Source organism: Providencia sp. PROV201, from assembly GCF_028479545.1.
Lineage (GTDB): Bacteria > Pseudomonadota > Gammaproteobacteria > Enterobacterales > Enterobacteriaceae > Providencia > Providencia huaxiensis.
On sequence record NZ_JAMPNW010000023.1, the window covers coordinates 26,575 to 48,462 of the forward strand.

The 21,888-nt window shown below is 40.7% G+C and carries 19 protein-coding genes; 6 read left to right on the top strand and 13 right to left on the bottom strand.

Features of this window, described 5'->3' with window-relative positions; translation table 11 throughout:
• The first annotated feature begins 175 nt into the window (after positions 1-175).
• Positions 176-772 (top strand): UmoD family flagellar biogenesis regulator, encoded by a 597-nt coding sequence (gene umoD / locus PR809_RS16530; RefSeq protein ID WP_102137736.1) that lies wholly within the window; start codon positions 176-178, stop codon positions 770-772.
• A 70-nt stretch (positions 773-842) separates the two neighbouring features.
• On the opposite strand, the gene mfd is transcribed toward umoD, so the two are convergent.
• Complete coding sequence (gene mfd / locus PR809_RS16535) at positions 843-4,286, bottom strand: transcription-repair coupling factor (RefSeq protein WP_102137737.1); 3,444 nt, start codon at positions 4,284-4,286, stop codon at positions 843-845.
• Positions 4,287-4,562: 276 nt separating this feature from the next.
• Between mfd and lolC the strand changes: the two genes are divergently transcribed.
• The 3 genes from lolC to lolE are packed head-to-tail and all read left to right on the top strand — an operon-like array spanning position 4,563 to position 7,706.
• A complete protein-coding gene (gene lolC, locus PR809_RS16540; RefSeq protein WP_102137738.1) occupies positions 4,563-5,765 on the top strand; it encodes a lipoprotein-releasing ABC transporter permease subunit LolC in 1,203 nt (400 codons plus the stop codon).
• Entirely contained in the window at positions 5,758-6,459 is a 702-nt protein-coding gene (lolD, locus tag PR809_RS16545; protein WP_125891188.1) for a lipoprotein-releasing ABC transporter ATP-binding protein LolD, read from the top strand. The genes lolC and lolD overlap by 8 nt, the downstream gene beginning before the upstream one ends.
• Positions 6,459-7,706, top strand: a complete 1,248-nt coding sequence (lolE, locus tag PR809_RS16550) for a lipoprotein-releasing ABC transporter permease subunit LolE (protein ID WP_206276361.1) — start codon at positions 6,459-6,461, stop codon at positions 7,704-7,706. Before lolD ends, lolE begins: the two co-directional genes overlap by 1 nt.
• A 40-nt stretch (positions 7,707-7,746) precedes the next feature.
• Here the strand turns inward: lolE and PR809_RS16555 are convergent, their stop codons facing one another.
• Together PR809_RS16555 and PR809_RS16560 are read right to left on the bottom strand one after the other, a co-directional pair.
• Positions 7,747-8,319, bottom strand: coding sequence for a class IV adenylate cyclase (locus PR809_RS16555; RefSeq protein ID WP_206276362.1), 573 nt, complete (start codon positions 8,317-8,319; stop codon positions 7,747-7,749).
• A 140-nt stretch (positions 8,320-8,459) separates the two neighbouring features.
• Positions 8,460-8,948 carry a TIGR00645 family protein gene (locus tag PR809_RS16560; RefSeq protein ID WP_102137742.1) on the bottom strand — a complete coding sequence of 163 codons (489 nt, stop codon included), beginning with the start codon at positions 8,946-8,948 and terminating at the stop codon, positions 8,460-8,462.
• A gap of 420 nt (positions 8,949-9,368) precedes the next feature.
• Here PR809_RS16560 and cobB point away from each other — a divergent pair, with 420 nt between their 5' ends.
• Positions 9,369-10,202 carry a Sir2 family NAD+-dependent deacetylase gene (cobB, locus tag PR809_RS16565; RefSeq protein ID WP_102137806.1) on the top strand — a complete coding sequence of 278 codons (834 nt, stop codon included), beginning with the start codon at positions 9,369-9,371 and terminating at the stop codon, positions 10,200-10,202.
• Positions 10,203-10,253: 51 nt separating this feature from the next.
• On the opposite strand, the gene PR809_RS16570 is transcribed toward cobB, so the two are convergent.
• Positions 10,254-10,964: an SDR family oxidoreductase gene (locus tag PR809_RS16570; protein WP_166264663.1), complete on the bottom strand. Its 711-nt coding sequence runs from the start codon at positions 10,962-10,964 to the stop codon at positions 10,254-10,256.
• 385 nt (positions 10,965-11,349) lie between these two features.
• Between PR809_RS16570 and pepT the strand changes: the two genes are divergently transcribed.
• Positions 11,350-12,585, top strand: coding sequence for a peptidase T (gene pepT / locus PR809_RS16575; RefSeq protein ID WP_166264665.1), 1,236 nt, complete (start codon positions 11,350-11,352; stop codon positions 12,583-12,585).
• Positions 12,586-12,634: 49 nt separating this feature from the next.
• Here the strand turns inward: pepT and PR809_RS16580 are convergent, their stop codons facing one another.
• From PR809_RS16580 to rluE, 9 genes are all read right to left on the bottom strand, one after another.
• A complete protein-coding gene (locus tag PR809_RS16580; protein ID WP_206276363.1) occupies positions 12,635-13,234 on the bottom strand; it encodes a LysE family translocator in 600 nt (199 codons plus the stop codon).
• Between the two features lie 328 nt (positions 13,235-13,562).
• Positions 13,563-14,687: a ribosomal protein uL16 3-hydroxylase gene (locus tag PR809_RS16585; protein ID WP_102137746.1), complete on the bottom strand. Its 1,125-nt coding sequence runs from the start codon at positions 14,685-14,687 to the stop codon at positions 13,563-13,565.
• 246 nt (positions 14,688-14,933) lie between these two features.
• Positions 14,934-16,391, bottom strand: a complete 1,458-nt coding sequence (gene phoQ / locus PR809_RS16590) for a two-component system sensor histidine kinase PhoQ (RefSeq protein WP_181490123.1) — start codon at positions 16,389-16,391, stop codon at positions 14,934-14,936.
• A 1-nt stretch (position 16,392) separates the two neighbouring features.
• A complete protein-coding gene (gene phoP / locus PR809_RS16595; protein WP_206276364.1) occupies positions 16,393-17,067 on the bottom strand; it encodes a two-component system response regulator PhoP in 675 nt (224 codons plus the stop codon).
• Positions 17,068-17,307: 240 nt separating this feature from the next.
• Positions 17,308-18,678, bottom strand: a complete 1,371-nt coding sequence (gene purB, locus PR809_RS16600; protein ID WP_206276365.1) for an adenylosuccinate lyase — start codon at positions 18,676-18,678, stop codon at positions 17,308-17,310.
• A 17-nt stretch (positions 18,679-18,695) separates the two neighbouring features.
• Entirely contained in the window at positions 18,696-19,322 is a 627-nt protein-coding gene (hflD, locus tag PR809_RS16605) for a high frequency lysogenization protein HflD (protein ID WP_206276366.1), read from the bottom strand.
• Positions 19,323-19,324: 2 nt separating this feature from the next.
• Positions 19,325-20,428, bottom strand: a complete 1,104-nt coding sequence (mnmA, locus tag PR809_RS16610) for a tRNA 2-thiouridine(34) synthase MnmA (RefSeq protein ID WP_102137807.1) — start codon at positions 20,426-20,428, stop codon at positions 19,325-19,327.
• Positions 20,429-20,567: 139 nt separating this feature from the next.
• Positions 20,568-21,017, bottom strand: a complete 450-nt coding sequence (locus PR809_RS16615; protein WP_102137751.1) for an NUDIX hydrolase — start codon at positions 21,015-21,017, stop codon at positions 20,568-20,570.
• Complete coding sequence (gene rluE, locus PR809_RS16620) at positions 21,010-21,660, bottom strand: 23S rRNA pseudouridine(2457) synthase RluE (protein WP_102137752.1); 651 nt, start codon at positions 21,658-21,660, stop codon at positions 21,010-21,012. Before rluE ends, PR809_RS16615 begins: the two co-directional genes overlap by 8 nt.
• Positions 21,661-21,888: the final 228 nt, after the last annotated feature.

Sequence of the window (21,888 nt, forward strand, 5' to 3'; positions counted from 1 at the left end):
ATATAAGAAAGTACACTAATAGTAAAGTTTCTACTTTCTAAAACAGTTATAATAAACCGTTTTTTGATGATGGCTTAAGATAATTCTAAAAAACAATACGATTAGTACGTAATTATCGAATTATTCTGAGTAGTGGTTACAATAGATACAGCATATTTTAATAAGGGTTAACACGATGAAGCTAAAATTTAAGTTGTTATTAGCAACTGTAGTGGCACTCCTTATTGTCTTGCTCGTGACTTTATTCAACCGAGGCCCCGAAACTAAATTGGCTACGGTTTTATCTGTTGAACCAATTCAATCCAATCGTCTTGTTGAGTATGAAAATTGTACAGTAACAGGGGTTTTAGGCTCTTTTAACCAACAGTCTCTTTCTCGTTTTCATCCTGCGCAAAGCGAATGCAAAATGATTTTCATGATTGAAGCGCTACAAGGGAAAGGCTTTCCATCTCTGTTTGATATGCAAAATCAAACTTGTGTTAAGACACAAAAAATGGAATTAGTTGTTGTTGGATATGATGTCGTGTACCAAATTGGTAAAACCATTGGGAAAGTTAGAACATCCTATGAACCATCAATGTTTATTCCTTTAGATGATAAAGGGCGCTTAGTGCTAACATCATCTAATTCAGTATGTGAAACCATTCGCAGTGATATAAAAGGATTATTACCATTTTATTGTCTACAGCAAAATGAATTACCAGTCACAAGAAACGCATCAGTCGTCTTAGAATTGCAACCGAACAAAAATACATTTGGCTTTATGGAATAACCTTTTTATATAAATATTAAAATGATAAAGGCGACATGAGTGTCGCCTTTATCATTTTACAGTGTTAAATCTAGATGATTTGATGTTCTTCAAACCCAGTGAGTAATTGCTTAATAAACTCTAATCGATAGACTCTTTCGGTTAAATCATGGAAAAATTTTAGTCGAACAGGGCCATCTAACCGATAAGTTTGTGGCTGGTTTTGTAATAAGCTTATTAAGAAACTTGGGTCGACTTTATTTTTATCACTAAACTCAATAAACCCACCGTTTTCATGGGCTTCAATCCGTTTAATACCAAGGGCTTGAGCTTGTAATCGAATAGCTGCATTCGTTAATAAGAATTTACCTGCATCAGGTAAGCTACCAAAACGATCGATTAGCTCTGTACGTAAGTCGTCGAGTTCTTGGCTGTCTTTTGCACTAGCTATTCGCTTATAGAAAGATAAGCGAATATTCACATCGTGAATATAGTCGTCAGGCAACAGAACAGGCATACGTAACTCAACCTCTGTTTGTTGGCTAGTTAAATCTTCTAGTGAAGGCTCACGACCTTCTTTTAGCGCATCAACAGCACTTTCTAAAAGCTCCATATAGAGGGTAAAACCAATTGTGGTCATTTGCCCACTTTGATCTTCACCGAGTAATTCGCCAGCGCCACGAATTTCTAAATCATGAGTTGCCAAAGCAAACCCAGCACCTAAATCTTCCAGTGAAGAAATGGCTTCAAGGCGTTTATGTGCATCGGTGGTCATGGCTTTTGGATGCGGGGTGAGCAAGTATGCATAGGCTTGATGGTGAGAACGACCCACTCGGCCACGTAGTTGATGGAGTTGCGCTAACCCGAAATGGTCAGCACGTTCAATAATAATGGTATTAGCCGTCGGTATATCAATACCCGTTTCAATAATTGTTGTGCATATCAATACATTAAAACGTTGATGATGGAAATCTGTCATTACGCGTTCTAATTCACGCTCACGCATTTGACCATGGCCAACAACAAAACGCGCTTCAGGGACTAACTCTTCAAGGCGTGCTTTTGCTTTTTCAATATTTTCAACATCATTGTAAAGGTAATAAACTTGGCCGCCACGCAAGGTTTCACGTAAAATTGCTTCACGGACAACTAAGTCATCATATTGGCGTACAAAGGTTTTTACGGCCAAGCGGCGCGCGGGTGGTGTGGCGATGATAGATAAATCACGCATACCACTCATGGCCATATTGAGCGTACGAGGGATAGGTGTGGCAGTGAGTGTTAAGATATCAACGTCTGCACGCATGGCTTTGATCCGTTCTTTATGACGGACACCAAAGCGGTGCTCTTCATCGACGACAAGTAAGCCTAAATCTTTCCATACCAAGTCACTTTGTAGCAACTTGTGGGTACCAATCAGAATATCCACTTTGCCTTCAGCGGTCTGGGTAATAATTTGTTGTTGCTCTTTCGCTGTTTTAAAGCGTGACAACATTTCGATGCGAACAGGCCAGTTAGCAAACCTATCTTTAAAGTTATCATAGTGCTGCTGTGCAAGTAGTGTCGTGGGGACTAACACGGCAACTTGCTTGTTATTATTAATCGCAAGGAATGCGGCTCGCATTGCCACTTCGGTTTTACCAAAGCCCACATCGCCACAAACGAGACGATCCATCGCTAATGGCTGGCACATGTCACTGAGAACAGCATTGATGGCGGCTTCTTGGTCAGGCGTTGTTTCGAATGGAAAACCTTGACAAAACTCTTGGTATTGCTGTTTATCATGCTTAAATGCAAAGCCAGCCTTAGCGGCTCGTTGTGCATAGATATCAAGCAGTTCGGCCGCAACATCACGTACTTTTTCTGCGGCTTTCTGACGTGCGCGTCCCCAGCTATCACTGCCTAATTTATGCAATGGGGCATTTTCATCCGCACCACCGGCATAACGACTAATTAAATGGAGTGAAGAAACAGGAACATACAGTTTATCATTACCCGCATAGGTTAAAATTAAATATTCAGCTTTAATTCCGCCCGCTTCTAAGGTAATGAGCCCTTGGTAACGACCCACACCATGCTCAATATGCACAACAGGTTGCCCAGTGCGTAACTCAGCTAAATTACGAATGAGGGTATCGGTATTAATGGCGCGGCGATTATCCGACCGACGGCGAACAACACGCTCCCCAAGTAAATCGCTTTCACAAATTAGTGCTTTATGGATATCAGACTGAATAAAGCCATGTTCAGCGGCCCCAATGGTGATGGCAAACCGGTTGTCCGCAGGGCTAGTATAGCTTTGAATAATTTCAGGGCGAATTTTTAAACGAGCTAATAGTTCGGTAACGGTTTCACGTCGGCCTTCGCTTTCGACAGAAAAGACGATAGTTCCATCGAACTGTTCAGTAAACTGCCGCAATTTTTCGAGTGGCGTTTTGCTTTGCCCTTGTGTGCTGATATCAGGCAATGGCAGATAATCTAAATTGGTATTTGCCGCTTTTTTGGGCAGAGACTCGGGAGATAACTGAATACGTGGCCAGTTTTTTAACGATTGATTAAGTTGTTCAACGGTTAGCCAGAGTTCAGATGGCGGGAGCAATGGGCGCATTGGGTCGACACCGCGGCTTTCATACCGCTGCTGGGTGTCAACCTGAAAGCGTTCAGCGGCCTCTTGTAAGCTTTGCGAAACAATTAAGCTTGATGGCGGTAAATACTCAAATAAAGAGGGCAATGGCTGTGCGAAGAATAAAGGCTGCCAATACTCGATACCCGTTGGTAAGGTGTTTTTACTGACTTGTTGGTAAATATGTTCTGGGTCACGGCGAACTTCAAAACGCTCGCGCCATTGGCTGCGGAAACGTTCAATCGCGTCTTTATCTGTCGGGAACTCATGCGCTGGGAGTAAATTAATTTGCTCGACTTCCTCGAGGGTTCTTTGCGAGTCAACGTCAAAAGTTCGCAAGCTATCAATTTCATCATCAAAGAAATCAATACGAAACGGTAATGAACTTCCCATTGGAAATAAATCGAGCAGCGCTCCGCGTGTTGCATATTCGCCATGTTCTAAAACTTGTTCTACATGACGGTAACCCGCGTTATCGAGCTCATTGCGTAAGTTATCACGGGAAAGTTTATCACCTTTTGCCATCACCAAGGCATGACTGGTTAAAAAGTCAGCAGGGCAGACTTTTTGCATCAGTGTATTGACGGGAAGAATTAACGCGCCTTTTTGTAAACTGGACAAGCGGTACAAAGTCGATAAACGATGAGAAATAATTTCCTGGTGGGGGGAGAAATTGTCATATGGCAATGTTTCCCAATCAGAAAGTGTCTCTATAGGGTGTTGTGTAAACTGTTGAATTTCATCTTTTAAACGTAATGCATTTTGCATGTCACGTGTCACGATGATAACAGGCCCTTGATGACGTTGTATTATTTCTCCACATTCAAGTGCACCAGCCGCCCCGATAAGGCAACCTAAATGGCGAACATCGCCACTACGACTAGGGAGTTCATAACGAAATTTTGACAACATAGAAATCTTCGGTATCTCACAGCGATTAGTAAGCGGTTAAACAAGAGTTAGCACAAACATAGCCAAATTTTGTACGAAAAATAGTTAAGTTAATCAATGAATAGTTAAACTACAAAATTCGGAACAAAACAATCAGTTTTAACCCGTAATTCGTCTGAAAGTCAGACAAAAAGGCATCCAAAGCAGAAAAAAAACCATCGAGTGGTTCCATTCATCAATCGTACCCTTTATTATCGCTGAACACTTCGCTTTGGCAACAGGGGCATCATAGATTTCATGCACCAATCTGTCTCATTATTTATAGGCCTACGTTATTTACGTGGGCGCGCTGCAGATAAATTTGGGCGTTTCGTTTCCAGTTTATCTGCTATTGGCATCACACTGGGGGTGACGGCATTGATAACCGTCACTTCAGTGATGAATGGGTTCGAGCGATCTTTACAAGATAGCATACTTGCTTATATGCCGCAGGCAATTTTAACCTCTGCCTCTGGAAACATAGACCCAGCAAAATATCCAATAACCGATCTACAGCATTTAAACGGTGTTAGCCATGTCGCACCTATTGTGCAATCTGATGTGGTACTACAAAGCCGAACCAATGTTGGCGTTGGTGTCATGGGGGGGATTGAACCCGAAGAACCTTCGCTGTTATTGGATAAACTGGTTGTTGGGCAACGTAGTGACCTTAAAGAAGGCAGCTATAATGTTTTTCTGGGAAACAAACTGGCTGAAACGCTTGGCGTAAAACGTGGTGATGAAGTTCGCTTAATTATTCCTGGGGTGAGTCAGTTAACACCGATGGGGCGTATTCCAAGTCAGCGCTTATTCACCGTTGCAGGTATTTTCCAAACGAATGGGGAAGCGGATACGAGCGAATTGGTTGTCGCACAGCAAGATGCTGCACGTATGCTACGTTATCCAACAGGGCACATTACTGGGTGGCGTTTGTATTTGGATGAACCTTTAAAGGTTGACGTTCTGAGTCAGCAAACGTTACCAGACGGCTTAGTGTGGAAAGACTGGCGAGAGCGTAAAGGGGAGTTTTTCCAAGCCGTTCGCATGGAAAAAAATATGATGGGCTTATTGCTCAGCTTAATTATCGCAGTGGCGGCATTTAACATTATTACCTCGCTATCATTGTTAGTGATGGAAAAGCAAGGTGAAGTGGCTATTTTAAAAACTCTTGGTCTCAAACGTTGGCGTATTTTAATGATATTTATGATCCAAGGTGCAGGGGCGGGGGTGATTGGCTCACTCATCGGCACAATATTAGGCACAATACTGTCTAGTCAACTGAATATCATTATGCCGCTGATTGGTTTATTACCCAAAGGTGTCTCTTTACCTATTGTGCTTGATTACTCTGGTATTTTAATTATTGCACTGAGTGCAATGCTGATTTCTCTGCTGGCAACGCTTTATCCTTCTTGGCGTGCAGCAGCGGTTCAACCTGCTGAGGCTTTACGTTATGAATAAACAACCACTTCTGGTCTGTGAAAATTTAAGTAAAACATATCAAGAAGGGACATTGTCGACGCAAGTGTTGAAAAATGTCAGTTTCTCCATGGGGCTTGGGGAAATGATGGCCATTGTGGGAAGTTCTGGTTCAGGTAAAAGTACCTTATTACATTTACTGGGTGGCCTAGATACCCCATCAGAAGGGAATGTCATTTTTCGTGGGCAGCATATTAATCAATTATCCTCAGATGAACGTGCGGCTATTCGTAATAAAGATTTAGGTTTTATTTACCAATTTCATCATCTTTTACCGGATTTTACCGCCCTAGAGAATGTGGCGATGCCTTTATTAATTGGCAAGGTTGCGAAAGAAACAGCATTTTCGAAAGCGACCGAAATGCTAGAAGCCGTCGGGCTAGCACATCGGGCAGGGCATCGTCCTTCTGAATTATCAGGGGGAGAGCGTCAGCGTGTTGCTATTGCAAGGGCGTTAGTGAATGAGCCAGCATTGGTTTTAGCCGATGAGCCGACAGGTAATCTGGATTTACGTAATGCAGACGCCATTTTTGAATTGCTGGGGGAATTAAACCGAACACAGCGGACCGCATTTTTAGTGGTCACTCATGATATGACACTGGCTCGCCGGTTATCTCGCCAATTGGAAATGCGTGATGGGCATTTGCAGCAGGAAATTACCTTGGGGGCTCGGTAATGTCTAAATTGCCTCTTTCACTACTCACGGCGCTACGTTTCAGCCGTGGCCGACGTCGAACTGGGATGGTCTCGTTAGTCTCGATAGTTTCAACGTTGGGTATTGTTCTCGGGGTTGCGGTGCTCATTATCGGTTTGAGCGCGATGAACGGCTTTGAGCGTGAATTAAATAACCGTGTATTATCTGTCGTTCCCCATGGGCAAATATATGCAGTTAAACCTCCTTATAAAGATTTGGAATTTGCTGAACAAGTTATTCGGAAAACACCGGGTGTAGAAGGCGTTAGCCCTTACATCAATTTTACTGGGTTGCTTGAGCGTGGCGCAAATTTAAAAGCAATCCAAGTGATGGGAGTTTCACGAGAGACTCAGCCACAAGTCAGCGCATTACCACAGTTTATTCTCAATGACGCTTGGCAGCATTTTGAAGCGGGTAAACAATCGATTATTTTAGGCCAAGGTGTGGCTGATGCATTGAATGTGAAGGTTGGGGATTGGGTGACAATCATGATCCCAAATACGGATGCTAGCTTAAAAATTCAGCAACCTAAGCGTATTCGTGTGCAGGTGACAGGGGTTTTTAAACTTAGTGGCCTGCTAGATCACCAATTGGCTCTTGTTCCACTCGCAGATGCACAGGAATACCTCGACTATGGGGATGGTGTGACAGGGTTTGAAATCAAAGCCACAGACCCATTTATTGCCGATCAAGTCGTTTATGATGCAGGTTTGAAAACTATGCATCATGTTGTTGTAAAAAGTTGGATTGGTGATTATGGCTATATGTACAATGATATTCAAATGGTTAGAAGTATCATGTATTTAGCTATGATCTTAGTCATCGGTGTTGCCTGTTTTAATATTGTTTCTACGCTTGTTATGGCCGTTAAAGATAAAAGTAGTGATATCGCTGTATTGCGAACCTTAGGGGCAAAAGATAGGCAAATCCGCGCTATTTTCTTATGGTATGGTTTGTTGGGTGGCCTTGTTGGTTCTTTGATTGGCGCAGTACTTGGGGTCGCCATATCCTTAAATTTAACGTCAATGATCAAGGTCATAGAGGCTATTGTTGGCCATCCAATTTTATCCGGCGATGTCTATTTTATTGATTTTTTACCTTCTGAATTGCATGTTATGGATGTGGTTTATGTTTTAATTACAACCATTATATTAAGCCTGCTAGCCAGCTGGTATCCGGCTCGCCGAGCGAGTAAGTTAGACCCAGCGCGGATCCTGAGTGGCCAATAGTTATTAGGGGTAAAGAGCTAATTATTTTTAGGGGATGGCGCTAAAAATTTATTGGCTCTTTATTTGATGACTGTGCAGTTAAAAACATGTGTCTATAGCTGCGAGTTTCGACCATTTCTTCTGTAAATCCATACTTTTTGGCCGTCGCCATCAACCTTTTATATAAACTATCAAGTAAATCTTGCTCATCAGTCATGATGGCAAACTCAGCAAACCAACCGATCCCACTAAGATGGTCAATTGTAATGTGTATGTCATTCAGAAAATAAATACTTCTTACCTTTGTCGTGGTTAAGTAGCAATGGTATCCCAGTGTCGTCAACATGTTTTGTACATGGCGGCAGTCATCAATATTAATGGCTTTGCATTCAGAAACCCCAGGGCCTTTAACTATCCATAATTTTATGCCTGATGGCACCATTTCACGTACATACATGCTGACGTTATTGTCGGCCAGTGGTAAATGCGGGTTTTCATAGAAATAATCTGTTTCTGTATTATTTTCCGTAAAGGGTTCAGCTAAGTCGGCTCTTATTTTATACAAAAAAGTGTCAGGGTCTGGTAATTGAAATTTAATCTCAGCTTCATATTTGCCGACAAAATGTTGGCTCATGTTGAGTATCCTTGCTACTGGTATTCAGGACAGTGATGGTAACACAACGCGGAAAATGAAGAGGGGAATAAAGATAAGATTAGCCAACAGATAAGTGCCTATCTGTGGAGATTAGGCACTTTGAAAATAAATTTTACTGTTTATTTTTTTGTCATTTTATCTAGATAACCCATAACGAATGCAGACAATACAAAGGTTAAATGGATAATGACATACCACATTAGTTTGTCATTTGAGACACCTTTTAAGTCCATGAAGATTTTTAACAAGTGAATTGAGGAAATTGCAACAATGGAAGCCGCGACTTTATTTTTTAATGATGAAGCGTCCATTTTTCCAAGCCAGCCGAGTTTTTCGCTGCTGTCAGGAATATCCATTTGGGAAACAAAGTTCTCATAACCTGAAAACATCACCATCACCAATAACCCACCGACTAATGCCATATCAATCAATGATAATAGCGTCAAAATTAAGTCCGCTTCAGGAATTGAAAAGATATTTGGCAAAATATGGTACAGCTCTTGAAAGAACTTAATGGTTAAAGCCAATAGTGTCAGTGAAAGCCCAAAATAGATAGGCGCTAAAATCCAACGTGAAGCATACATCGCTCTTTCAAAAAACTTTTCCATGAAATCCCTTGTAGTGGTGAGTTAATAACACAGTAAAATCTGCGAGGCGTATTTTAACTGCACTCAGAGTGAACGAGAAAGGTTTTTTTATTGTTTTCCCATTGTGTCGGTTTTATGGCGTATTTATGAAGATATGATGTCATTTTCATGAACAAAAAGTGACAAAATCGATACCTTCGATATTTTTATTTGCATTCAGCATGATGATGCGTTTTAGTATGTTAACATTTAGATAATGTCATCAGTTATGGTAAGGAAATGGTTAATATGCCAATAAAATACACACTTGAGCTTGATTGTTTTAAATAATTTCAAACAATCAAGGTTTATAAATTCATGTCGTAATGACATGATAGAAAACAATTAATATTTAATACGGTATAAATTTATTGGTTATATGGATGAAAGGAAGCTTTGATGTTGCGATTTCGTTATAGGTTAAAAAAAGCTCGTAAGAATAAATGTATACGCCGCCAGCGACTTCGTAACCGGTCTTTTTATATAGATAATAGATTGGATAACATGAAAAATGTCAATATCGTCGTTTTGACGGGGGCTGGAATTTCAGCTGAATCTGGGATCCAAACATTCCGTTCTGCGGATGGGTTATGGGAGGAGCATCGCGTTGAAGATGTCGCTACTCCTGAAGGTTTCGAGCGTGATCCTGAATTAGTACAACGTTTTTATAATGAGCGGCGTCGGCAGTTACAGCAAGAAAATATTAAGCCTAACGCTGCTCACTATGCACTTGCACAGCTTGAAGAACTTTTTGGTGACCGCTTTTTGTTAATTACGCAAAATATAGATAATTTGCATGAAAGAGCGGGGAGTCAGCGGGTTATCCATATGCATGGAGAGCTATTAAAAGTTCGCTGTAATTGGTCAAATCAAGTATTGGAGTGGAAAGGGGATTTATCCACGGATGATCGTTGTCATTGTTGTCAATTTCCTCAACCGCTAAGACCTCACATTGTTTGGTTTGGTGAAATGCCAATTGGCATGGATTATATTTATCAATCCATTGAATCGGCGACTATTTTTATTTCTATTGGGACGTCTGGCCATGTTTACCCTGCTGCAGGTTTTGTCCATGAGGCAAAATTACATGGGGCCCATACGGTAGAACTTAATTTAGAGCCTAGCCAAGTGGAAAGTGAGTTCGATGAAAAACACTATGGTTTAGCTAGCAAAGTCGTTGTTGAATATATTAATAAGCTTATTACTGAGTTACAGACAACGAATACCACGCAATAAGCTTTCAATATATGGCAATATAAGGGAAAACACATTGTTTTCTCTTATAGATTAGACATTCGTATCCATCATAGCGGGCATTGTAATCTCTTTGACGCAAGTTGCATTGCTGGTATTGGCGATAAAGCGTACGGCATTGACAACATCTTGTAATGGGATTAATTGCCCATCACTTCTTTCAATGACTTCATCGACAGAAACAGTTAATGGGAACTCAGTTGCTAGATAACCTAAGTTTATGACTGATATTGCTATTTTATCTTCTCGCAGAGTTTCTCTTAATGACTGAGCTATTCCTCTGAGGGCATATTTGGTGGCAGAAAAGGTGACTTCCTTGCCATTATGATTATCTAAACCCCATGTGGAACCAATCAATATAATCTTACTGTTTTTTGCTAGGCGCAAATTAGGTAAAAGCGCTTTTAAGTTTAATAAACAGGCGCTTATATTGGTTTGAACCATATTGAGTAACTCTATGTCATCAGTGGACTCAAATTGGTACTCCTCATTAAACGCCAGTTTTTCCCATATGCCAACGTTATAAATTAAAGTATGAATAGGTTGATTTTGAATAACATGCTTAATGGCATTTGCACTATTAATGTCATTTAAATCAGCAGGGATCCACGTAAAATTAGTTTGTTCAAAAGGGGGTTTTGAGCGGGAAACACCATAAATATGGTCTACTTTTTCAGGAAATCCTTCGACTAATGCCTTGCCTAAGCCTTTGCTGACACCATAAATTAAACATGTTTTTGACATGAACATTCCTATTAACGAGTAAAATTTCGTTTTGTTTATTAATTAGCTAATAAATAAAAAATTAGACATCATATATAGCACACTATTTCAATTTAATAATTGATGATCTGTGTAGTGGGTGAGTGAAAGTTAACCAAATGGAGTGTTTTTAGGTAACAAATAACGAACAACCTACTAATTAATATAATTTGATTATTAGCTTTATTAATTATATGTGCTGATTGTGACTATAATAGTTAATCAATAAAAAAATAGGCTGAAAAATAAATTTTATTAAAGATTTATCATAAAAATAGTGAGCATTAACAGGAAAGCTGATTTGAGACAATAATTGAATCTGTGATCTTTCCCATAATATGAGCATTAATATTTTAGGGGGAAGGGTATGGACAAACTCTTAGAGCGGTTTTTTGAATATACTGCTTTCGACACACAGTCAAAACTAAACGCAAAAACAGTACCGAGCAGTGCGGGACAGTTAAAGTTTGCCCGTGCATTAGTTAATGAGCTGAACGAATTAGGTTTTGAAAAAATAACACTAAGCGACCAAGGTTGCGTGATGGCCTATTTGCCATCAAATGTTAGTTGGGATGTTCCAACGATTGGTTTTATTTCACATTTAGACACAGCGCCTGATTTCTCAGGTAAAAACGTGAGTCCACAAATACTCGAAAATTATCGAGGAGGGGATATTGCGTTAGGTATTGGTGATGAAGTGCTATCCCCTGTGATGTTTCCGGTACTCCATGAAATGATTGGCAAAACCCTGATTATGACCGATGGTAAAACTTTACTCGGTGCCGATGACAAAGCGGGTATTGCAGAAATCATTACAGCATTAGTACGCTTAAAGGAAAAGAATATTCCGCATGGTAAAATCTGTCTTGCATTTACTCCTGATGAAGAGATAGGACGCGGGGCTCGCCATATCGATTTTAAACAATTTGATGCATTGTGGGCCTATACCGTCGATGGTGGTGGTGTTGGTGAATTAGAGTATGAAAATTTTAATGCTGCCAATGTTTCGATTAAAATTGTTGGTAATAACACTCATCCAGGTACAGCCAAAGGGGTGATGGTCAATGCATTAGGGCTAGCGAATCGTATTCACTCGATGTTACCTCCTGATGAAACACCTGAAAATACAGAAGGATATGAAGGGTTTTATCATTTAACATCGTTAAAAGGGACAGTAGAAAAGGCCGAGTTGAATTATATTATTCGTGATTTTGACTTAGCAGGCTTTGAAGCTAGGAAGAAAAATATCATTCGAATTGCTGAAAAAGTTGGCGAAGGGCTACATCCAAGCTGTTATATCGAACTGACGCTTGATGATACCTATTATAACATGCATAAAGAGGTCATGAAGTACCCACATGTTATTGAATTAGCGAAACAAGCAATGCTTGATTGTGGCATTGAGCCCGTTATTCAACCTGTTCGTGGTGGTACCGACGGTGCTCAGCTTTCACATCGCGGCTTACCGTGCCCAAATATTTTTACAGGTGGTTATAATTTCCATAGTAAACACGAATTTATAACACAAGAAGGTATGGAGCAGGCTGTTAGTGTGATCATGCGTATTGCGGAGCTAACGGCTATTCACGCACGGCAATCGTGATATTTTTGAGAAGTAAGAGTGCTTATAACAATAAGCACTCTTACTGTTGTTATTGAAATAATACAGAAATACCACTAAGTGCCAGTAAAACTCCCATGACTAAGTTAAATCGCTTTAATGTCTTAGGTTGTTTTAGCCTTTCTCTTAATTTACTTCCAAACATAGCCCAGATAGCAACACATGGCCAATTGACAGCTGCAAATATTATAGCGACCTGCAACATTGATAAATAGGGCGCAGTTGTATTGGTATACATCGCTATTCCAGAGACCGCCATCATCCATGCTTTAGGGTTTATCCATTGAAATAGTGCCGCTTCTAAGAAAGTTAGTGGTTTAATTTCTTGGTTATTTGTCTGTGCAATTGAGTGGCTAATAGTCGTTTTCCATGCAAGCCAGAACAAATAAATAATTCCAAAATATTTTAATATCGAATAAACCATAGGGGATGATTGGATCAATGTGCCCACACCTAGCCCTACTGCAACGAGCATAATAAGAAAACCGATTGATACCCCAAATGAATGCGGCAATGTTTTCCTAAATCCAAAATTAATGCCTGAAGCAAGTAACATAATATTATTGGGTCCTGGCGTTATGGATGTCACAAAGGAAAACAATGATAAAGCCAAAAGTGTTTCTATGTTCATGTTGTTATCATCTTTAAAAGAAGCAATTAATGCTGTGTAAAATTGGCGATATTGAAGTAAAAGAGTTTAGAATCGAATCAAATAAAGTCCTTTATCTTTGCGTGCTTATGGGTAAGTAAGACTCATAATGGGAGTATATGAACGGGGAATGAAATACATATTAAAATAAATAATTTAGTTATTAATAAAGGTATTTTAATTACAGTCAGCGGTTTTTATTAATGGGTAGGAGAGAGATGTTATATAATACTAATAAGATTATTTTGAAGAAAAGGCCCATATTTAATGAGCCTTTCATAAAATACAAATTTAATATTATAGGTACCGATTAATCATCAAAATACCAGTAACCATTATTGACGAGTGCGGTAAGCAGTGCGATAAAATTAACGTCATCAATGGCATCAGCTAAAAGTTGGCTATTAACAGCATCATAGCGACATAAGCTATCAGCGGCTTCATAACACTCAGTTTCTAAGCATTCTCCATTCACAAAAAATTGGTCGCCAACACGCAATGCCCTAAGACCATTTAATTTGTATAAGGTTTCTTGCTGAGTTTTAAGTAAATCATAGATTTCTTCTTGCTCATAAGGCGGCTCAGGTGGTGCAATGTCTAATTCATGGCGTGATTGTGAGATAAACTCACCTAGCCATTTACGAAATAGTTCAGGGTCATTAATGAGTGATCCCATCATCTCACGTAGCTTAATTTGTTCACCTTGCAAGATCTCTGCGGGGTTATCACGAAATGATAAATCGGGGTCACTATAACGGTAACTACCTAAATCGTTAGAGATTAAGTGGTCAGCAAAGCTACTGATTAATTCACGAGTATTTGGTGCACGAAAGCCAACTGAGTAATTTAATGAAGGTTCAATGGCGTAGCCTTCATGTGGAAACCCTGGTGGGATATAGAGAATATCGCCAGGTTCCATCTCTTCATCAATGATGGCATCAAAGGGTTGCACTTGCAGTAAGTCAGGATGTGGGCAGTGTTGTTTCATTGGGATTTTTTCGCCCACTCGCCAATGTCGGCGGCCTTCACCTTGAATAATAAACACATCGTATTGGTCTAAGTGAGGGCCTACACCACCACCGGGAACCGAGTAGGAGATCATTAAATCGTCCATTCGCCAGTCTGAAAGCACACGGAATGGTTTCATCAACGCAGAGCTTGGGTGATGCCAATGGTCAACAGCCTGAACTAAAATAGACCAATTTTCTTCACCGAGGTGCTCATAGTTTTCAAATGGGCCATGACCAACTTGCCAAATTCCTTCTTTATGGCTAACCAAACGGCTATCAACCTCATCTTCCATTGCCAAACCGGCAAGTTCGTCAGGTGAGATAGGATCAATAAAATTCGCAAACCCTTTTTTAATAAGCAATGGGCGCTTTTGCCAGTGACTGTCGAGAAAACTTTGCCAGTCGAGATTTAGTTTGTAATCCATCTTATTGTCCCTTGGAGCTGCTAAATATTGCTAATCTGTTTATTGCAATATACCCGGCCTTAATACTGAAAAATGACCTATATACACTGGTATGATGCTAAATAAACTTTATGAGAAACATGGGGTGACGGTTTATCTTGGGCGTAAACAAGTTAGCCACCCTAAACGACTTTTCATAAAACACTTCACAAATAGTATACCGGAAATGGTTTGTAAAATAGGGGGCAAACGGACACATATCACAGATTAACTATCTTCAATCATAGATTGCTGCCTAAATGTGACGGATAAACGAGCACCGCCAAGAGGGCTGTCACTAATTGTGATCTCCCCGTCATATTGGTCGATAATATCCACGGCAATGGATAAGCCTAAACCTTGGCCTGGACGAAGCGTATCTGCACGTTGCCCTCGAACAAAAATTAAGCTACGTTTGCTTTCAGGTACTCCAGGACCATCATCATCAACAATTAATGTTAAGCTATCAGCTCCCGTAATAGCGCTAACCTCGACAAATTCAAGGCAATATTTACACGCATTTTCCATAATATTGCCCATTACTTCCATGAAGTCATTAGGCTGACCTAGCCAGGTTATTTCAGGAGAAACATTAACCGTAATAGAAACCCCTTTGTGCTGGTAAACTTTATGTAGGGCACTTGCAAGGCTGTCTAATATTGATGGAACAGATGAAATTTCACGTAGCATCATGTTTTCATCACCCTGCGTTGACGCACGGTGTAAATAATAACCAACCTGCTGAGAAATACGGCCAATTTGTTCAAGCATGATAGGCTCAGCTTGTTCAATATTCATTTGTTTGCCTGAGCGAAGCAGGCGTAATGTCGACTGTAAAACAGCTAACGGCGTTTTTAAACTGTGTGTTAAATCAGAAAGTGTGGTGCGATATTTACTGTAGCGCTTTCGTTCATTCGTTAACAAAATATTAAGGTTGCGTACTAGGCCGCGAAGCTCATACGGTGGGTTCTCGTCCAGTGCATCCCGTTCACCTTTTTCTAGGCTACTGAGTTGTGATACTAATGATTTAATTGGCCGTAGGCTCCAATAAGCGGCCAACCATAATAAAGGGATGACTAAAATTAAGTTAGCCAGTAAAACGTAACCAAACCACTCCCAAACTAACCCGGTATTTTGTAAGTCTTGTGGTAGGGTGTCAACAACGACAATGGTGAGAGGCGGCAGGTTTTCGCTTGCTGCATATTGGTTAACGGACACGGAGTGAGTAAGCGGTTCGTCGTCATTACCCATGTCGTCTAATTTTGTGTTGAACTCGGGGTTGTCGTCTAGGAGTTGGCGAGTTTCACGAATGTCCGTATCAATTTCATATAAGCCCTCTTTTTTTAGCCAATCATTACGGATCAGCCGTTCAACGCTAGGTACATCCCGTTGGCGCCATAATACGAGACCTTGTTCATCATAAATAATAACCAAAGTAGGGTTATTTAACGTGAAATTTGGTGGAACACGAATATCAATTTTATTATTTTGCCATTGGGCTAGGCTGTAAATTAAGTTACTTTGGCTACGTAATAGGGTGTAAGTTGTTTTATCGAAACTAATTAGATACCCCAAAATTGCTACGATACCGTAAGACAAAGAGAGCGCCAAGATCACGGCTGATGTTGCACAGAGAAAACGCGCTCGTAGCGAAAGGGGCTTGAACTTAAATTTACGTAGCTTCATATTAGCCATTCACATCAAAACGATAGCCTTGGCCACGTACAGTGACAATCACATCATCACTATGGAATTGTTGAATTTTTTTGCGTAATCGGCCCATTAAAACATCGATAGTATGACTTTCTCTAAGTTCGGCATCTGGATAAAGCTGGCGCATTAACGAGTCTTTGCTAACCACTTTCCCATTGTTGCGAAGCAGTGTTTCAATGATGGTGTACTCAAAAGCAGTTAATTTGACGGTTTCATCGTTAACTGTAAATTCTTTACGTGAGAGGTCAATAACGAAATTGCCTAATTCGAGTACTTGTGACGCGAGACCGCTATTTCTGCGCATTAAAGCTTGCATACGGGCGACCAGCTCTTCTAGTTGGAAAGGTTTTGTCACGTAGTCATCTGCACCACTGTTTAGCGCTTGTACTTTTTCTTGCCAACTTTCCCGAGCCGTCAGTACTAAAAGTGGAATATTGACGTGCTCGCCACGCCAGCGTTTTATCATGGAAAGCCCGTCTTCATCAGGTAAGCCCAAATCAACTACTGCGATATCTGGGCAACTTTCGTGTAAAAAGTAGTCAGCTTCTTTTGCATCTTCAGCGGAGTCAACCTGATGACCAAGCTCTTTAAGCTGTACGGTTAAATGGTGACGAAGTAATGCATTGTCTTCGACAATAAGAATACGCATCGGAAACCCTCATATTGAAAAGAGATAGCTACAATTTATCAGATAGTAGCACTAGATACGCTATGGTAAAAAGAGTTCTGAACAACGACAAGGGATTAAGTAAATATAAATCAAACGAACCTAAAAAATAGTTTATCTATATTTATCTCTAGATAATTTAGCATGAGGGATAGAACGGGGAATTCAGAATGGTAATTAAAAAAGGCGACTTAGAAGCCGCCCAATTTGACACTATCGAGGCTATTTTAGCTCGTCAATAAAAGTGACAGCGTAACCGATGTAGTTAGCCGGTGTCATCTCTTTCAAACGTGATTTTTCATGCTCTGGCAATTCTAAACTATCAATGAATTGTTTCATCCCTTCGGCGGTAACGCGTTTGCCACGGGTCAATTCTTTGAGTTTTTCATATGGTTTTTCAATGCCATAACGGCGCATTACGGTTTGAATCGGCTCAGCTAGTACTTCCCAGTTTTGGTCTAATTCATCCAGTAAATGCTGTTCATTAACTTCTAATTTGTTTAGGCCTTTCATGGTTGATTGATAAGCAATCAATGCATAACCTAAGCCGACACCGAGATTACGTAATACTGTCGAGTCCGTTAAGTCACGCTGCCAGCGAGAAACAGGAAGCTTGCTTGCTAAATGGCCTAAGACGGCATTTGCTAACCCTAAGTTACCTTCAGAGTTTTCAAAATCAATCGGGTTTACTTTGTGTGGCATAGTGGAAGAACCAATTTCACCAGCGATTGTTTTTTGTTTGAAGTGATTTAATGCGATATAGCCCCAAATATCACGGTCGAAATCTAACACGATAGTGTTAAAACGAGCGACACAATCAAATAACTCAGCAATATAGTCATGAGGTTCAATTTGTGTGGTGAATGGGTTCCATTGAATGCCTAAAGACGTAACGAAGGTTTCGCTAAATTCGTGCCAATTCACTTCAGGGTAAGCGACCATATGTGCATTATAGTTACCAACTGCACCATTGATTTTACCTAAAATTTCAACTTGTTGTAGCTGGCGGAATTGACGTTCCAAACGATAAGCAACGTTGGCAAACTCTTTACCAATGGTGGAAGGCGTTGCAGGTTGGCCGTGAGTACGTGATAGTAACGGCAAATTGCGGTACTCATGAGCCATTGTTTTGATTTTATCAATAATTTGACGCCATTGTGGCAGTAATACTTCTTCGCGAGCGGTTTTCAGCATCAATGCATGCGAAAGGTTATTGATATCTTCTGAAGTACAAGCGAAGTGAATAAATTCAGAAACGGCATGAAGAGCAGGGATGTTTGCCACTTTTTCTTTTAGGAAGTATTCTACGGCCTTCACATCATGGTTGGTTGTGCGTTCAATTTCTTTGATACGCATTGCATCTTTTTCACCGAAGTTCGCGACAATTTCATCTAAGTAAGCGATTGCGTCAGCGTCAAATGAAGGAACTTCTTTGATTTGAGCGGTTGCAGCCAGTTTTTGTAGCCAGCGAACTTCAACTTGCACGCGAAATTTCAGTAAACCAAACTCACTAAAAATAGTGCGTAAAGTGCTGACTTTATCACCGTAACGGCCGTCAATCGGGGATACAGCGGTCAGTGAGGATAATTCCATTGGTAGCAACTCCAGATTTAAAGGTGAGACAAAATATCTTTCGCCTGATTAGCCAGACGACTGCGAGAGAACATGAGTTGGATACGACTTCCGCCAACTTGTTGCCAAAGCACCGCGCAGCGAATACCTGCGAGTAAAGTGGCTCTAACTTTTGCTTGAACTAACGTATTCTTTAGAATATCAGGGGAGCCCGTGACTTGAATTCGAGGTCCCGCAGGGCTGACTACGTCCACGTAAATACCCGCAAGCGCGTTAAATACACCTTCAGAAAGTGACTCAAAATAATCAGCTTGGCGTTCGAATTGCTCAATACGTTGGCCAAGTTGGTTCATCGCTTCTTGGTTTTTATTGAGACGACGCTCGAGTGCCATAATACTTAACATATAGCGTGTCATTTCAGCGGATAAACCACTGTTGCCGCCTGTTAACATGCCTAACAGGGCACTGAGTCCCGTTTTTAAATTTTCGGTATCATTACCAAAGACATCCAAAGTGGATTTTGGATTCATATTGGTGAGGCAATTGACCATGGTTTCAGTGTCTTTCTCAAGACAAACACCTTCATGTGCAAGTTTTTGAACCATTGCGCTTGCTTGGCAGATACCCGCTAAAGCAAGCGTAATGTCATAATAGTTTTTTGCCACATTTACTCCTGAATACGGGCTTCAATAATACCGCCACCGAGACAAACTTCATCGATATAAAATACAGCAGATTGACCTGGAGTGACAGCCGCAACTGGGTAATCAAAAGCGACTTCAATGCGTTCATCACTCAGTGGGGTAATAGTACAAGGAATATCCGCTTGGCGATAACGTGTTTTTACGACGCAACGTAGCGGCTCAGTCATTGTTTTTCGGTCAACCCAATGTAACTGCTGGGCAATTAACCCAACAGACATTAAACGAGGGTGTTCATGGCCTTGTGCAACGATAAGAATATTGTTTTCAACGTCTTTATCGACAACATACCAAGGTTCTTCAGACCCCTCTTTTGTACCGCCGATACCTAAACCTTTACGTTGACCTAAAGTGTGGTACATCAAACCTTCATGTTGGCCAATAGTTTCGCCATCGACAGTCACAATAGGGCCGGGTTGAGCGGGTAAGTAGCGGCCTAAAAAGTCGCGAAATTTACGCTCGCCAATAAAACAGATGCCAGTTGAATCTTTTTTCTTCGCTGTAATCAGGCCAATTTCTTCAGCGATGCGACGAACTTCAGGTTTTTCCAGTTCGCCAACAGGGAACAGACTTTTAGCAACTTGTTCATGGCTTAATGTATATAAAAAATAGCTTTGGTCTTTATTGCCATCTAAACCGCGTAATAACTGGCTTTTTCCGTCAACATCGCGGCGGCGAACATAGTGACCAGTGGCGATGTAATCTGCGCCTAAGTCTTCAGCAGCAAACTCTAAGAAAGCTTTAAACTTGATTTCTTTGTTGCAGAGGATATCTGGGTTTGGTGTGCGACCTGCTTTATATTCAGTTAAAAAATGTTCGAAAACATTGTCCCAGTACTCAGCAGCGAAATTAATGGTATGAAGTTCAATACCCAGTTTGTCACACACGGCTTGCGCATCAGCAAGATCAGCCGCAGCCGAGCAATATTCTGTGTCGTCATCTTCTTCCCAGTTCTTCATAAACAGACCAGCAACCTGATACCCTTGTTGCTGTAGCAAGTAAGCGGATACAGAGGAGTCAACACCACCGGACATCCCGACGATGACTTTTTTTTGGCTGTTATCTGACATGGTACTATTATTTGACATGGAAATATCTCACTGCGGAAAAATCAAGCCCCATACTTTAGCATGTTGTTCCCGCATTACACCAGAGTTAGAGGGGAATATTATTGCTTGGTGAAGATTTCACCAAGCAGAAGTTAAGGGCTTAAAGGTAATGATCACCGTAAGCCGTTAAGATATCTAAAGGATAATGCTTTCCTGTGAGAAAACAGCGCAAACTTTCAGCAACTAATGGCGAGCGTAAGCAGCTGCTATGTAAAATTTCTTCGGCCGTTAGCCAGTGGCATTCGCTAATATCACTGTCTTGTGGTTGTGTTTCACAAAGGGAACCAAGTTCTACGGCGAATAAAAAGCGGATAAACTGGGTTTTATCTGGGGCAATCCATTGATGAATTTTAATTAATTGCGTTGGTGTGGCTTTTATTCCAGTTTCTTCCAGCAACTCACGTTCAGCGGCCTGCAAAATAGTCTCATTCGCTTCTAAATGCCCAGCAGGTTGATTCCACGTGGGTTTGTTATTTATCCACTCTTCCACGACTAAAAACTTGCCTTGAGCATGCACGACAGTTGCTACAGTCACATTAGGTTTAAACAACAGTTACCTCCTTCCATTCGCCAACTGAAAGATTTCCCAAATTAAATTCACCAATTTGATAGCGAATTAGCCTAAGTGTTGGAAAACCTATATTTGCCGTCATACGACGGACTTGCCGATTACGTCCTTCATATAAGGTGATTTTTAACCAACTGGTCGGGATATTTTTGCGTTCCCGTATAGGTGGGTTTCTTGGCCATAACCATTCTGGTTCGCCAACTAACTCGATGCCTGCGGGGAGCGTTGGACCATCATTTAACACCAGCCCTTGCCGAAATTTTAGCAGCGCCTCGTCATCAGGGAGCCCTTCTACTTGAGCATAGTATATTTTCCCTGTTTTTTTCTGTGGTTGTGTTAAACGCGCCTGTAGCTTTCCATCATTGGTTAAAATTAAAAGCCCCTCACTGTCCCTATCAAGGCGTCCTGCTGCGTATACATCGGTGATTGGAATATATTTTTTTAATGTATCGCGGCCTTGTTCATCAGTAAATTGAGGTAAAACATCAAAGGGTTTGTTAAATAAAATGATTTTAGTTGATGTTTGCGAACTAACCGAAACCCGTTTAGCTTTATGTTTTAAAGCGGTAGGCCTCGGTGAGTAGCGGTTTTTCTTCGAAACGGATTTCGTGTTCGGTCTGTTCATGGCCATTCAATAAGAATTTATAATTTGTGGTTATTTACCGCATCTAGTGTAGGAGATTTAACGGTTGGATCCTAGGAGGTATTTTTTCATGGCGATGTAATATTTAATTAACAACTTTAAAAACATTTAAATCAATAAAAACAATTTTCTATTTAAAAATAAGTACATATGAGTTTATTTGGATGGTGATAGTGTGAGCAAAACGTATTTTTAATTTGAGTTAACTTG

Coding starts and splice junctions, on each gene's coding strand:
- umoD (WP_102137736.1), top strand. CDS start 176: ATGAAGCTAAAATTTAAGTTGTTATTAGCAACTGTAGTGGCACTCCTT.
- mfd (WP_102137737.1), bottom strand. CDS start 4,286: ATGTTGTCAAAATTTCGTTATGAACTCCCTAGTCGTAGTGGCGATGTT.
- lolC (WP_102137738.1), top strand. CDS start 4,563: ATGCACCAATCTGTCTCATTATTTATAGGCCTACGTTATTTACGTGGG.
- lolD (WP_125891188.1), top strand. CDS start 5,758: ATGAATAAACAACCACTTCTGGTCTGTGAAAATTTAAGTAAAACATAT.
- lolE (WP_206276361.1), top strand. CDS start 6,459: ATGTCTAAATTGCCTCTTTCACTACTCACGGCGCTACGTTTCAGCCGT.
- PR809_RS16555 (WP_206276362.1), bottom strand. CDS start 8,319: ATGAGCCAACATTTTGTCGGCAAATATGAAGCTGAGATTAAATTTCAA.
- PR809_RS16560 (WP_102137742.1), bottom strand. CDS start 8,948: ATGGAAAAGTTTTTTGAAAGAGCGATGTATGCTTCACGTTGGATTTTA.
- PR809_RS16570 (WP_166264663.1), bottom strand. CDS start 10,964: ATGTCAAAAACATGTTTAATTTATGGTGTCAGCAAAGGCTTAGGCAAG.
- pepT (WP_166264665.1), top strand. CDS start 11,350: ATGGACAAACTCTTAGAGCGGTTTTTTGAATATACTGCTTTCGACACA.
- PR809_RS16580 (WP_206276363.1), bottom strand. CDS start 13,234: ATGAACATAGAAACACTTTTGGCTTTATCATTGTTTTCCTTTGTGACA.
- PR809_RS16585 (WP_102137746.1), bottom strand. CDS start 14,687: ATGGATTACAAACTAAATCTCGACTGGCAAAGTTTTCTCGACAGTCAC.
- phoQ (WP_181490123.1), bottom strand. CDS start 16,391: ATGAAGCTACGTAAATTTAAGTTCAAGCCCCTTTCGCTACGAGCGCGT.
- phoP (WP_206276364.1), bottom strand. CDS start 17,067: ATGCGTATTCTTATTGTCGAAGACAATGCATTACTTCGTCACCATTTA.
- purB (WP_206276365.1), bottom strand. CDS start 18,678: ATGGAATTATCCTCACTGACCGCTGTATCCCCGATTGACGGCCGTTAC.
- mnmA (WP_102137807.1), bottom strand. CDS start 20,428: ATGTCAGATAACAGCCAAAAAAAAGTCATCGTCGGGATGTCCGGTGGT.
- rluE (WP_102137752.1), bottom strand. CDS start 21,660: ATGAACAGACCGAACACGAAATCCGTTTCGAAGAAAAACCGCTACTCA.